Below are 12,878 nucleotides of genomic sequence, written 5' to 3'. Positions count from 1 at the left end.
TTGACGAATGAGTAAAAAGATCTATTTATTCTCCTTAGTATTGTTGGCTTTGACGTTTACCGCTTGTAGCGAAACGGAAGAGACCGGACGTTATGACAATTGGCGTGCGCGTAGTGAGGCTTTTATTGATTCAATAGCCAATGTGTATGCTGGACAACAAAATGGCAGCATAACAGTCACGGATGAAAAAGAGAGACTTTATCCTTTTACGGATTTGACGAATGGGCAGACAATATATGCCAAGAAAAGAATTTCCAGAGACGGCGTGAAGGATGACGATAAACCTGTATATACTTCTAAGGTAAGTGCATATTATCGTATGTCTTATTTTAATGGTGACGTTGTTCAACAGAATTTTGCAGGAACAGAGCCTGACGAGTTTGATGTGCCTTCGGAATTCTTATTGAATGAAGTGATCTCAGGCTGGGGGTATACGCTAACTGAAATGGCAGAAGGAGAATTTTGGACTTTGTATATTCCTTACCAGAGTGGATATGGTTCCGGTACAGGTAGCGATGGTTCTTTACAGGCTTATTCGGCACTAGTCTATGATGTAAAATTGGATAAGATTGTAGAACGATAATCTTCTCAAGAATAAGGAAAATAAATAAGGTGTTGGTCATAAGGGATACAACACCTTATTTGATTTTATACTACTTTCTCTCACCTGTAAATGAGTCGGAATGACCACTTGCTTGACAGCCTTATCCCCTTTAATCTGCTCAATCAACAACCGGCAGGCAGTTTCTCCCATTTTATAAGTTTGATGAGACACAGCCGATAATTTAGGCTCTACGTAATTGGCGTGTTGTTCGTCCGTATATCCGATGATGGCAATGTCGTCCGGTATACGCAGTCCATGTTTTTTGATAACTTCCATAGCGGCAAAAGCTAAGGTATCATTCATGGCAAGTATGGCATCAGGAGGCTGAGGAAGCGACAGCAAGGTCTCTGTGGCAATTTTACCCTCCTCGTAATCAATCTTCCGGCAGACGACCAACTCTTTCTCGATGGGAATCCGGTTGTCACGTAGAGCTTCCAGATAACCATGCTTTCTTTTCTTTACGATGTCCAGATGATTCGCTCCACCTATAAACGCTACCCGTTTGCTTCCATTATCCAGAAAATGTTGTGTTGCCATTTGAGCGGATTGCACACCGTCCGCAACAACCGAAGAAAACTGTTCCGTCAGACAAACACGATCAAATAGAATAAGCGGCATATTGATATCTTTTAGTGTTGCAAAATGGGAATAGTCCGTAGTCTCCTGTGATAAGCAGGCGATGATACCTTCCACACGCATATTTACCAGGTTCTCAACGTTCCGTTTCTCATGCTCGTATGACTCATGCGATGTAGTGATAATCACAAAATATCCGTTGGCGATAGCCATATTTTCTATACCGTTCAAGATAGAGGCGAAGAAATGAGTTACGATATCCGGAACAATCACTCCGATGATACGCGGGGCATTTTTCCGTAAACTCATGGCAAAAGGATTGGGACGGTAATTCATTTCTTTTGCCAGTTCCTTAGCCTTGGCGCAGAGCTCACGGCTGATTTCCGGGCTGTCTTTCAGGGCTCTGGATACAGTGGGAATCGATACTCCCAATGCTTGAGCGAGATCTTTGAGTGAAGTATGTTTCCGGTATTTCATTTGAAGGTCTTTTACTTTGATTCTTTTACAAAGAAAGTACATTCCCGGATAAATACGCATATCTGAAACAATATTTTTTACGTAAACCATTACGTTGCTTTTTAGTGGCTTTACCGCTATACGGAAATCATTCCTGACCTATTTTTGTCGCATACAAAACTATTTAAAACCAAGAAGTATGCAATACCATGAAATCGGAAAGACAGGGATGAAAGTGTCATCCCTTAGTTTCGGAGCCTCTTCCTTAGGAGGAGTTTTCCATGATTTAAAAGAACAAGAAGGCATTCAAGCGGTATTTACCGCCGTTGAATCGGGAATGAATTTTATAGATGTCTCTCCTTATTACGGACATTATAAAGCGGAGACCGTGCTAGGAAAAGCGTTGAAAGAGCTTCCGCGCGACCGTTATTATCTTTCTACCAAAGTAGGGCGTTATGGAAAAGATGGAGTGAACACATGGGATTACTCAGCCAAACGGGTAACTGAGAGTGTTTACGAGAGTATGGAACGCTTGCATATAGAGTTTATCGATTTGATAAATGTACACGATATTGAATTTGCCGATTTGAATCAGATTGTTAATGAAACATTGCCTGCCTTAGTAGCACTGCGTGAGAAAGGGGTGGTAGGCCATGTCGGAATCACAGATTTACAGTTGGAGAATCTGAAATGGGTAATCGACCACTCGCCAATCGGCACAGTCGAGTCCATTCTCAATTTTTGCCATTATTGTCTGTGCGATGATAAGTTAGTGGATTTTCTGGACTATTTTGAATCCAAAGGAATCGGTGTGATTAATGCTTCTCCGCTTTCGATGGGACTGTTGAGCGAACGTGGTGTTCCTGCCTGGCATCCGGCTCCCCAATCGTTGGTAGAAGCCTGCCGTAAAGCAGTGGAACACTGCAAAGCCAAGAACTGTCCGATTGAAAAACTGGCTATGCAGTTCTCTGTCAGCAATCCCCGTATTGCCACCACCCTGTTCAGTACAACCAACCCGGAGAATGTGAAAAAGAATATCGCTTTCATTGAAGAACCGATTGATTGGGAGCTCGTTCGGGAAGTTCAGGAGATTATCGGAGAACAGAAACGTGTAAGCTGGGCAAACTCATAAAACGAACTTGTTGGTATGGACTACACAATCATTGATGCACATGCTCATTTATGGCTACGGCAAGATACGGTCGTAGACGGACTGCCTATTCGTACGTTGGAAAACGGACGTTCGGAATTTATGGGAGAGATTCGCCAGATGGTTCCTCCTTTTATGATAGACGGGGTGAATAGTGCGGAAGTCTTTCTTTCGAATATGGACTATGCACAAGTATCTGCCGCTGTTATCACTCAAGAATTTATTGATGGTATTCAGAATGATTATTTGTCGGAAGTCGTTTCCCGTTATCCCGGTCGTTTCTTTATTTGCGGTATGTGCGAATTTCGTAAACCGGGATTTCTGGAACAGGCAAAAGAGCTGATCGCAAAAGGTTTTAAAGCCATCAAGATTCCTGCCCATCGTCTTTTGCTGAAAGAAGGAAGGGTGATGCTGAACAGCGAAGAGATGATGGAAATGTTCCATTATATGGAAGATGAGGACATTCTGCTTTCTATTGATCTAGCCGACGGAGCCACACAGGTTCCTGAAATGGAGGAGATTGTTCAGGAATGTCCGGATTTGCGGATAGCTATCGGGCACTTCGGAATGGTGACTCGCCCCGACTGGAAAGAGCAAATCCGTCTGGCGCGTCATTCCAATGTGATGATTGAATCCGGTGGAATTACCTGGCTTTTCAATGACGAGTTCTATCCTTTTAAAGGAGCGATAAAAGCCATCCGTGAAGCGGCAGAGCTGGTGGGCATGGAAAAACTGATGTGGGGCTCGGATTATCCGCGTACCATCACAGCGATCACCTACAAAATGTCTTATGATTTTGTGGTGAAGTCTTCCGAATTGACGGAAGAGGATAAAAGACTCTTTTTAGGAGAGAATGCCCGGAATTTCTATGGATTTACAGATCTCCCCGTGCTTCCTTACATCAAGAATATGTCCGAATGATTGAGAAAACAACCTTATCGTAAAACTATATTCATGCCATGAAAAAGAATACATATACAATACCTTTAGCTTTGGTTTTCTGCCTTTTCTTCTTGTGGGCGATAAGCAGCAATCTGCTTCCTACAATGATCCGGCAATTGATGAAGACCTGCGAGCTGAATACCTTTGAGGCTTCTTTTACAGAGACAGCCTATTGGCTTGCCTACTTCATTTTTCCTATTCCGATAGCTATGTTCATGAAACGATACAGCTATAAAGCAGGAATTATATTCGGACTTATCCTGGCCGCTATCGGGGGGCTGCTCTTTTTCCCTGCTGCCATACTGAAAGAATATTGGGCTTACCTTTGCATCTTTTTTATCATTGCCACCGGAATGTGCTTTCTGGAGACGGCTGCCAATCCGTATGTAACAGTGCTGGGTGCCTCTGAAACGGCTCCCCGCCGATTAAATCTGGCGCAGTCCTTCAACGGGCTCGGAGCTTTCATTGCCGCCATGTTCCTAAGCAAACTTATCCTTAGTGGGAATCATTACACACGGGAAACGCTTCCTGTAGATTATCCGGGTGGTTGGCAAGCCTATATCCAACTGGAAACGGATGCCATGAAACTTCCTTACCTGATATTGGCGTTACTACTCATTGCCATAGCCGTTGTATTTGTCTTTTCAAAGTTGCCGAAGATTGGAGATGAAACTGCTTCTTCAGATGCAGTGACGGCTGATGGCAAGAAAGAAAAACTGATAGACTTCGGAGTATTAAAACACTCGCATCTTCGTTGGGGAGTGATTGCGCAATTCTTCTATAATGGAGGGCAGACAGCCATCAACAGCCTTTTCCTGGTCTATTGCTGCACCTATGCGGGATTGCCGGAAGATACCGCTACCACTTTCTTCGGACTCTATATGTTGGCTTTTCTTTTGGGACGTTGGATTGGTACAGGCTTGATGGTGAAATTCCGTCCTCAAGATATGCTGTTGATCTATGCCCTGATGAATATCCTCCTGTGTGGAGTGGTGATGATATGGGGAGGAATGATCGGACTATATGCGATGCTGGCTATCTCGTTCTTTATGTCTATCATGTATCCTACTCAATTCTCATTGGCTTTAAAAGGACTTGGAAATCAGACGAAGAGCGGCTCGGCCTTTCTTGTAATGGCGATCGTTGGTAATGCCTGTCTCCCGCAGTTGACGGCTTATTTCATGCATATTAACGAGAACATCTATTATATCGCGTATGGCGTGCCGATGATTTGTTTTGTTTTCTGTGCCTATTACGGATGGAAAGGTTATAAAGTAATCGATTAATAAATTTATTATCAAATACATATCAAATGAAAGCAGTTCAAATTATCAATCCCTCCGAAATGAAGGTGGTTGAACTGGAAAAACCGGTCGTTGGAGCCGGTGAAGTATTAGTAAGAATCAAGTATGTTGGTTTTTGTGGTTCCGACTTGAACACATTCCTGGGCAAAAATCCGATGGTGAAATTACCTGTGATACCGGGACACGAAGTAGGAGCAGTCATTGAGGAAATCGGTCCGGATGTTCCGGCAGGTTTTGAGAAAGGCATGAATGTGACCTTGAATCCATATACCAACTGTGGAAAATGTGCTTCTTGTCGCAATGGTCGTGTTAATGCCTGCGAACATAATGAAACATTAGGTGTGCAACGCAATGGAGTGATGTGCGAATATGCTGTATTGCCTTGGACAAAGATTATTCCAGCTGGCAATATTTCTTCTCGTGACTGTGCGTTGATTGAGCCGATGAGTGTCGGATTTCATGCCGTATCTCGTGCACAGGTGATCGACAACGAGTTTGTGATGGTGATTGGCTGTGGTATGATTGGCATCGGTGCCATTGTGCGTGCTGCTTTGAGAGGTGCAACGGTAATCGCTGTCGACTTGGACGATGAAAAGCTGGAACTGGCGAAAAAGGTAGGTGCCTCTTATGTGATTAACTCCAAGACAGAAAATGTGCACGAACGGATGCAGGAGATTACGGAAGGACTGGGTGCTGATGTCGTGATTGAAGCTGTTGGTAGTCCCGTGACTTATGTAATGGCAGTGGATGAAGTCGGTTTCACAGGACGGGTGATTTGTATCGGCTACGCTAAAAGTGAAGTTGCTTTCCAAACGAAACTCTTTGTTCAGAAAGAACTGGATATTCGTGGTTCTAGAAATGCCTTGCCGACAGACTTCCGTGCAGTCATCAATTATATGAAAGAAGGAAATTGTCCGGTAGAAGAGTTGATCTCGAAAGTTGCCAAACCTGAAGGAGCTTTAGAAGCTATGCAAGAATGGGCGGCTAACCCGGGGAAGGTATTCCGTATCTTGGTGGAATTCTGATTGTGGGTATATTGGTAAAGTTTGAAGTATAATTAGAAACTGTCTGATTATAAGATTTGTTTCTGTTCTATATCTATGTGTAACCGTTGTTTTTTAATCTGTTTCAAATATTATTCTAATTGTTACATTATTCGTGCCCTTTGTTTTAACAACTGCTGATTACCAATGTTATAGCTTACTCAGTTCCAATATTTTCTTTTCCAATGTCAGGTCGTCGGTAGTCATTTGGGGAGTGGGGATGTTACACATACGTATAACGTCTCCTTCACGACAGGTATAGCTGTAATAGAGACGCTCGATTTCACTCAGCTCATCGTAGGATTTCAGGTTCCCTTTTTGTTGAAGAAACTTGGAACGTTCGGCATTGTCGGTCTGTTTAACCAATAATATACGGCGGGCGATAGGGTTGTAATTATAATCAAAGCATTGGTAAATGCCGCGTAGGAAAGGCGGACGGTCAAACATCGGCAGTTTGAGGCAAATATTGAACATGGAAAGTTGCGGGGCATGACTCTCATTGAAAACAAGATAGAGATGACTCATGCCATTCATCAGTCCGAATCCCCAATGAGTGGTGCCATGAGCATTCGTGTGTCCCACTTCGATGTAGTTGCCATTCTCGGCCGGAGCGATGAAGTAAGGCTCGATTTTCAGGTCATTGGTGTTGGAGGAGAGACTGTAGCTGGTATATATGCCACTGAAATTTGTGATATGATTCACACTTTGCCTGGCGTTGTGTTCCAGTTCGGAAAGAAAAGGATTCATACTGTCCGGCTTTTCTTTTACTACCACCTCCATAGCGAAGAGTGCCTGTTTCATTTGCGGAAGTAGTCCGAAGAGTTTCTTTTTCGAAAGATTATTGACCCACATTAAAGCGTTGTCCAATGCTTCGTTGTCATCCATCCCTTTTTCCACATTTTTGAAGTATGCCGGGAATACTGTGGAATACATGGCGGACAATACGCTCGGGGTGAGTTGTGCTTGTTCGGCCATTTCTTTCATCTTGATACCCTTTCCACGTAGGAAAGTAATGCGGTCGTAGATTTCTTTCAGCTCATTCATATTTTTTATTGAGGAGTTCATTAGCTTGTTACAAAAATAGCTTTCTCTCTTGAATTCAACTCTCTATACGGTGACTTTTATTGTAAAAAGGTTGTTTTGTAGCCTCTTTCCAGTGTGTTACATTACAATTACATGAATATTTCTGAATTATTTCGTACTTATTATTCCTGTTTTATTCATTTTTTACCTCGTTGGGTGGCTCTACTTTTGCGATGTCAAAACGAAGAAGAATATGAATTTATCACTGAATAAACTGATAGGACAAAGACCGGACATACAATACGGTAAAACGGAAAGACATACTCCTGACTGGCTTTTCATTCTCTGGATGGGTGGTACGGCACTATTGTCTTACTCGTTGGTTTACGCTTTGCGTAAGCCCTTTACTGCTGCTGAGTTTGAAGGGTTGACGGTGGCTGGTATGGATTATAAGATTGTGGTGAGCATTATCCAACTCATCGGTTATGTATGCGCCAAGTTGTTTGGCATTAAATATATTTCCGAATTGCAGCCGCAGAATCGGTTGAAGTTCATTATCGGATCTGCTGCCTTGTCTGAAGCCTCCCTGTTGGCGTTCGGTCTGTTACCATTGCCCTATAATATAGTGGCACTTTTCTTTAACGGGCTTTCTTTGGGTTGCATGTGGGGAGTGATATTCAGCTTTCTCGAAGGTCGTCGTACTACCGATATTCTGGCAAGTATTATGGGAGTGAGTATGGCGCTGAGTTCGGGAGTGGCAAAGAGTCTCGGACTTTATGCGCTGAATCAACTTCATGTCAGTGAGTTTTGGATGCCTGCACTCGTAGGGGGATTGGCCTTTCCGTTGCTTTGCTTTATGGGATGGATGATGACCAAGTTTCCTCGTCCTACGGCAGCGGATATTGCAGCCCGTTCCGTTCGTGTCACTCTCAACGGACAGCAACGTTGGGCGCTCTTCAAACAATATATGCCCTTACTGCTTTTGCTTTTTGTCGCCAATCTGTTGCTTACTGTACAACGTGATATTAAAGAGGATTTCATTGTCTGTATCATTGATGTGGATACAATTTCTTCCTGGCTGTTTGCCCAACTTGATACCATCGCTACATTGGTATTATTGTCCACGTTTGCCGTACTCGCTTTCTCCGGCAATCATTTGAAAGTACTTTATACATTGTTGGGACTTTCTACCGCAAGTATGGGGGGCTTGGCTCTGCTAGGTAGCGGAGAGGTACAGTTGTCTACTACTTTGTGGCTCTTTTTGCAGACGCTCTGTATAGACATTGCTTACCTTAGTTTCCAAACCATTTTCTTTGAAAGGTTCATTGCTTGTTTCAAAGTGAAGGGGAATGTGGGATTCTTCATTATCACTATAGATTTTGTCGGTTATGTGGGTACGTTAGCATTACTGCTGTTTAAGGAGTTGAAAGCCTCGCATATAGACTGGGCGGTGTTCTATAATGAGATGAGTGTATTTGTAGGCATAACCTGTTGCATCGCTTTTGCCGCTGCGGCCGTCTATGTGATGAAGGCTAAGAAAATCCCTGATACGGGTAGCGCAAGAAAGGTAAATGACATGAATAGTTACAACGAATTATTAACTTCAAATCCAACGATATGATTGACATCAATTACACTAGAATGAGTAATATCAATAACTGCAATATGAAAAAAATAGAATGCGTGATTATGGATTGGGCGGGTACTTCCGTCGATTATGGATGTTTTGCACCGGTAGCGGCTTTCGTGGATAGTTTCAAGCAGATGGGACTGACTGTTACGGCTGCCGAGACACGTGCCCACATGGGGGTGACTAAGATTGAAGAGATACGTGCTTTGTTTTCCATTGAACGGGTAGGAAAGGACTTTCGTGAGAAGTACGGACGTGATTATACCGAAGAGGATGTGCAGGAATGCTATAAACGTTTCCAAAAGGTATTGTTCGATACTTTGGAAGATTATACAGAGCCTATTCCCGGTGTGGTGGAGGTGATTGCCAAACTACGTGCTCAGGGAATCAAAATCGGTTCTACTACCGGATATACTCAAAAGATGATGGATGTGGTAATTCCTGCCGCAGAAAAGAAAGGTTACAGGATTGATAATTGTGTCACTTCGGACAATCTGCCCGGTGGTCGTCCGAAGCCTTATATGATTTATCGCAATATGTGTGATCTGGACGTTGCCTCCCGTTTCTCTGTGCTGAAATATGGTGATACGATTGCAGACATACGTGAAGGTGTGAATGCCGGTGTGTGGAGTGTAGGTGTAATAATGGGAAGTAACGAATTGGGACTGACTGAAGAAGAAACCCGCACTCTTCCGATGGGGGAACTGAAATGCCGCATGGCTAAGGTGCGGGACCGTATGTATGCCGCTGGTGCTGATTATGTGGTGGACACGATTGCCGAACTGCCGATGTTGATAGAGGATATCAATGAACGTATGGCATTATAAAAGAAAGAATAATAAAAATAACAAACCGATAAATGAATAAATTTAAGATAATATGAGACCTTATTTACTTTTGACTCCCGGTCCTCTTACTACAACCGACACTGTGAAACAAGCGATGATGAGCGACTGGTGTACTTGGGATGAAGATTACAATCTTGGTATTGTAGAAGTTATCCGTAAAGAATTGGTGGAGATTGCTACTAGCGCTCCTGACGAGTATACGGCTGTGCTGATGCAAGGTAGCGGAAGTTTTTGTGTGGAAGCCACACTTGGCTCTGTAGTTCGTCCTGAGGATAAACTGTTAGTAGCAGCCAATGGTGCTTACGGTAAGCGTATGGGCATTATTTCCGAATATTACCATATTGATTGTCACGTGATGAGGTTTGAAGAAATAGAACCGGTGAATGCCAATAAAATAGATACTTATTTGAATGAACATCAGGAGGTGACGCATGTGTCTGTAGTACATTGTGAGACTACGACCGGTGTGCTCAATCCTTTGGAGGAGATTGCCGCCGTGGTGAAGCGTCACGGTAAGATATTGATAGTGGACGCTATGAGTAGCTTTGGAGGAGTACCCATCGATATGGCAAAGTTAGGTATCGATTTCTTGATCAGTAGTGCCAACAAGTGTATTCAAGGTGTACCGGGATTTGGCTTTATCATTGCCCGTCGTTCTTTGATGGAGAAATGTAAGGGAATTGCCCGTTCTCTTTCGCTCGATCTTTATGAGCAATGGGAAACAATGGAGAAAGGACATGGAAAATGGCGTTTTACCTCGCCTACTCACGTGGTACGTGCCTTCATGCAGGCTTTGACTGAATTGAAAGCCGAAGGTGGTGTAGAAGCTCGTCATGCCCGCTACTGTGAGAACCATCGCGTATTGGTGGAAGGTATGCGCGCTTTAGGCTATAAGACTCTGCTGCCCGATGAACAGCAGTCGCCTGTTATCACCTCTTTCTATTATCCTTCGGCTGACTTTAACTTTAAAGATTTCTATCTGAAACTGAAAGCTAAAGGGTTTGTCATCTATCCGGGAAAGATATCACAGGCAGATACTTTCCGTATCGGCAATATCGGTGACGTTCATCCGACTGACTTTATGAAGCTGATAGAAACGATCAAGGAAAGCTAATCTACGGCTGATGTAACGGATCGGAATGATATTGGATGAGTCCTTCCATCGGGCTTTGCAAAATCTTTCCGATTCTAATACCTGTCTCTTGTGCTGCCTCTTGAAGTATCTCTTTGTAACAATGAGCTACTGATCCTATGAAATGTGCCGGATACTGCGTGTAATCATATTGCATTACATTTCTTCGGAGAAAAGCAATGAAGCTGCCTAGCACTAATTGTCGTATTCCAGGTTCTTCCAGATGTTGTGCTATAAAAGGTGACAGGCTTGCCAGAAAACGATTCGGGAAGGGCTGACGGTAAACCCGGTCAATGATTTCGGGAACTGTCAGGTCGAATTGTTTTAGAAATACTTCTTTGATGGCGGGAGAGAGTTGATTCTTCAAGATGTCACCGACTAGTAACTTGCCTAGAACAGCTCCGCTTCCTTCGTCACCCAGGATAAAGCCTAAAGGAGAAATGTGGTTGACAATCTCTTTACCGTCATAGAAACAGGAGTTGGAACCTGTTCCCAGTATACAGGTAATGCCTGCTTCACGACCGCATAGTCCACGAGCGGCAGCCAGCATATCCGAGTAGGCTTTGATATTTCCGACAACAGGTAAACTGTCGGCTATTGCCCGCCGGAGGGTGGGAGCTTTCTCGGGTGTACAGCCTGCACCGTAAAAGTAAACAGAGTCGATTGTTCCTTCCGGCAATTGCGGCAGGAGGGAATGTGTCAGTTCTTGCTGAATTTCTTCTTCTGATTGGAAGAAGGGATTGAGTCCTTTCGTTCCAATCCTTTTGATGGGTGTATTATCGAGGATGACACACCAGTCGGTCTTGGTAGAACCGCTGTCTGCGATAAGCATCATAGTTTACTGTATATTTTCAGTTTAATATCTTAAATATAATCACGTGAATTTATTGCTTTTTCCGAAAGAATCATCCAATCGGTTGCGAATCATTAATGAAGCAATAATACCGGGTATCGTACAAATACAAACCCAGATAAAGAAATTGGTGTATCCGAGATGTTCTTGTATCCACCCTGCCGGCATACCGGGAAGCATCATTCCAAGTGCCATAAATCCGGTTCCGATAGCATAATGAGCTGTCTTGTGCCCGCCTTCGGCAATATAAATCAGATAAAGCATATAGGCTGTGAAACCGAAACCATAACCCAGTTGTTCGATAGCTACGCAGGTGGAAATCAATATCGGGTTGTTAGGAGTGGCTGCAGCCATCCATACATATAATATGTCGGGAAGGTTGATGGCTAATGCCATAGGTAATATCCATTTCTTGAATCCGTCACGTGAAACGAGAAAGCCGCTGATAATTCCACCAAGTAACAAGGCTATGACACCAATAGTTCCGTATATCATTCCAACTGTTGCCGTGGATAGTTCCAATCCGCCTTTATCGGCATGGTCGAGTAGGAAGGGGGAAGCAATCTTGGCTAGCTGTGATTCTCCCAATCGGTAGGTGAGTAAGAAAAAGAACATGAGACCCAAGTGTTTCTTTTTGAAGAAAGTGACAAAAGTCAGAAGAAAGTCTTCTAATAGCTTACCTGCTGTGAGTCCGGGACGTTTGACATCGGAATCGGGATGGGGGAGGATAAAGCGATGGTACAAAGTAAGAGCCAGGAATAATCCGGCCAGGAGGTAGAAAGTGATGCTCCATGCCAGAGGTATATTGCCTTGAGAGGTTTCCAACCATCCTGCAAGCATGACGAGAATACCTTGCCCGAAAATATTGGCGAGTCGGTAGAATGTGTTTCGGATGCCTACAAAGAAAGATTGTTCCTTGTTGTTGAGGCCGAGCATATAAAAACCGTCTGCTGCGATGTCATGGGTAGCCGAACTGAATGCCAATAACCAAAAGAAAGCAAGGGTGAATTGTACGTAATGTGCCGTTGGGATAAAAAAGGCGATGCCTGCAAATCCGGCGGCGATGAACCCTTGCATGGCGATAATCCAGGAACGTTTCGTTTTCACCAGATCGACGAATGGACTCCATAACGGTTTGATAGTCCAGGGAAGATAAAGCCAGGAAGTGTATAAGGCTATTTCCGTATTGGATAATCCCAAACGCTTGTACATGATAACAGCAATCGTCATTACCGCTACGTATGGCAGCCCTTCTGCGAAGTAGAGGGTGGGTATCCAGCTCCAGGGATTTCTTTTTGTAGTGGGTGTTGTCATGGC

12 protein-coding genes are annotated in these 12,878 nt (G+C 43.7%); 8 read left to right on the top strand and 4 right to left on the bottom strand.

From position 1 onward, the window contains the following. Positions 1-7 precede the first annotated feature (7 nt). On the top strand, positions 8-583 hold the full coding sequence (locus tag BACFIN_RS06355; RefSeq protein WP_007755579.1) for an FKBP-type peptidyl-prolyl cis-trans isomerase: 576 nt from the start codon (positions 8-10) through the stop codon (positions 581-583). 36 nt (positions 584-619) lie between these two features. Here BACFIN_RS06355 and BACFIN_RS06360 read toward each other — a convergent pair whose 3' ends face one another. Next, the gene (locus BACFIN_RS06360) at positions 620-1,657 is read right to left on the bottom strand and encodes a LacI family DNA-binding transcriptional regulator (protein WP_032839797.1); all 1,038 of its coding nucleotides are present in this window, start codon (positions 1,655-1,657) and stop codon (positions 620-622) included. Positions 1,658-1,835: 178 nt separating this feature from the next. Here BACFIN_RS06360 and BACFIN_RS06365 point away from each other — a divergent pair, with 178 nt between their 5' ends. From BACFIN_RS06365 to BACFIN_RS06380, 4 genes are read left to right on the top strand one after another with little or no spacing between them, the layout of a single operon-like run. Further along, positions 1,836-2,768: an aldo/keto reductase gene (locus BACFIN_RS06365; protein ID WP_007755573.1), complete on the top strand. Its 933-nt coding sequence runs from the start codon at positions 1,836-1,838 to the stop codon at positions 2,766-2,768. A 15-nt stretch (positions 2,769-2,783) separates the two neighbouring features. Then, entirely contained in the window at positions 2,784-3,707 is a 924-nt protein-coding gene (locus BACFIN_RS06370; RefSeq protein WP_007755571.1) for an amidohydrolase family protein, read from the top strand. 38 nt (positions 3,708-3,745) lie between these two features. After that, positions 3,746-5,014, top strand: coding sequence for an L-fucose:H+ symporter permease (fucP, locus tag BACFIN_RS06375; protein WP_007755568.1), 1,269 nt, complete (start codon positions 3,746-3,748; stop codon positions 5,012-5,014). 26 nt (positions 5,015-5,040) lie between these two features. Next, positions 5,041-6,057: a zinc-binding alcohol dehydrogenase family protein gene (locus BACFIN_RS06380; protein ID WP_007755567.1), complete on the top strand. Its 1,017-nt coding sequence runs from the start codon at positions 5,041-5,043 to the stop codon at positions 6,055-6,057. A 168-nt stretch (positions 6,058-6,225) separates the two neighbouring features. Here the strand turns inward: BACFIN_RS06380 and BACFIN_RS06385 are convergent, their stop codons facing one another. Next, positions 6,226-7,119, bottom strand: coding sequence for a hypothetical protein (locus BACFIN_RS06385; RefSeq protein ID WP_007755566.1), 894 nt, complete (start codon positions 7,117-7,119; stop codon positions 6,226-6,228). A 232-nt stretch (positions 7,120-7,351) separates the two neighbouring features. Here BACFIN_RS06385 and BACFIN_RS06390 point away from each other — a divergent pair, with 232 nt between their 5' ends. The 3 genes from BACFIN_RS06390 to phnW are packed head-to-tail and all read left to right on the top strand — an operon-like array spanning position 7,352 to position 10,690. Continuing rightward, entirely contained in the window at positions 7,352-8,719 is a 1,368-nt protein-coding gene (locus BACFIN_RS06390) for a DUF5690 family protein (protein ID WP_007755564.1), read from the top strand. A 44-nt stretch (positions 8,720-8,763) separates the two neighbouring features. Further along, complete coding sequence (gene phnX / locus BACFIN_RS06395) at positions 8,764-9,555, top strand: phosphonoacetaldehyde hydrolase (RefSeq protein ID WP_032839795.1); 792 nt, start codon at positions 8,764-8,766, stop codon at positions 9,553-9,555. 52 nt (positions 9,556-9,607) lie between these two features. After that, entirely contained in the window at positions 9,608-10,690 is a 1,083-nt protein-coding gene (gene phnW / locus BACFIN_RS06400) for a 2-aminoethylphosphonate--pyruvate transaminase (protein ID WP_007755557.1), read from the top strand. Position 10,691: 1 nt separating this feature from the next. On the opposite strand, the gene BACFIN_RS06405 is transcribed toward phnW, so the two are convergent. Together BACFIN_RS06405 and BACFIN_RS06410 are read right to left on the bottom strand one after the other, a co-directional pair. Continuing rightward, positions 10,692-11,543 (bottom strand): hypothetical protein, encoded by an 852-nt coding sequence (locus BACFIN_RS06405; protein ID WP_007755555.1) that lies wholly within the window; start codon positions 11,541-11,543, stop codon positions 10,692-10,694. Between the two features lie 39 nt (positions 11,544-11,582). Further along, a complete protein-coding gene (locus BACFIN_RS06410; protein WP_007755553.1) occupies positions 11,583-12,875 on the bottom strand; it encodes an MFS transporter in 1,293 nt (430 codons plus the stop codon). Positions 12,876-12,878: the final 3 nt, after the last annotated feature.

This window comes from Bacteroides finegoldii DSM 17565, from assembly GCF_000156195.1.
In the GTDB taxonomy this organism is placed as follows: Bacteria; Bacteroidota; Bacteroidia; order Bacteroidales; family Bacteroidaceae; genus Bacteroides; species Bacteroides finegoldii.
Note: the sequence above shows the minus strand (reverse complement) of the source record. Positions and strands in the feature narration are given on the sequence as shown.

Bases quoted from the DNA above. Each gene is read 5' to 3' on its own strand.
- BACFIN_RS06355 (WP_007755579.1), top strand. From the start codon at position 8: ATGAGTAAAAAGATCTATTTATTCTCCTTAGTATTGTTGGCTTTGACG.
- BACFIN_RS06360 (WP_032839797.1), bottom strand. From the start codon at position 1,657: ATGAAATACCGGAAACATACTTCACTCAAAGATCTCGCTCAAGCATTG.
- BACFIN_RS06365 (WP_007755573.1), top strand. From the start codon at position 1,836: ATGCAATACCATGAAATCGGAAAGACAGGGATGAAAGTGTCATCCCTT.
- BACFIN_RS06370 (WP_007755571.1), top strand. From the start codon at position 2,784: ATGGACTACACAATCATTGATGCACATGCTCATTTATGGCTACGGCAA.
- fucP (WP_007755568.1), top strand. From the start codon at position 3,746: ATGAAAAAGAATACATATACAATACCTTTAGCTTTGGTTTTCTGCCTT.
- BACFIN_RS06380 (WP_007755567.1), top strand. From the start codon at position 5,041: ATGAAAGCAGTTCAAATTATCAATCCCTCCGAAATGAAGGTGGTTGAA.
- BACFIN_RS06385 (WP_007755566.1), bottom strand. From the start codon at position 7,119: ATGAATGAGCTGAAAGAAATCTACGACCGCATTACTTTCCTACGTGGA.
- BACFIN_RS06390 (WP_007755564.1), top strand. From the start codon at position 7,352: ATGAATTTATCACTGAATAAACTGATAGGACAAAGACCGGACATACAA.
- phnX (WP_032839795.1), top strand. From the start codon at position 8,764: ATGAAAAAAATAGAATGCGTGATTATGGATTGGGCGGGTACTTCCGTC.
- phnW (WP_007755557.1), top strand. From the start codon at position 9,608: ATGAGACCTTATTTACTTTTGACTCCCGGTCCTCTTACTACAACCGAC.
- BACFIN_RS06405 (WP_007755555.1), bottom strand. From the start codon at position 11,543: ATGATGCTTATCGCAGACAGCGGTTCTACCAAGACCGACTGGTGTGTC.
- BACFIN_RS06410 (WP_007755553.1), bottom strand. From the start codon at position 12,875: ATGACAACACCCACTACAAAAAGAAATCCCTGGAGCTGGATACCCACC.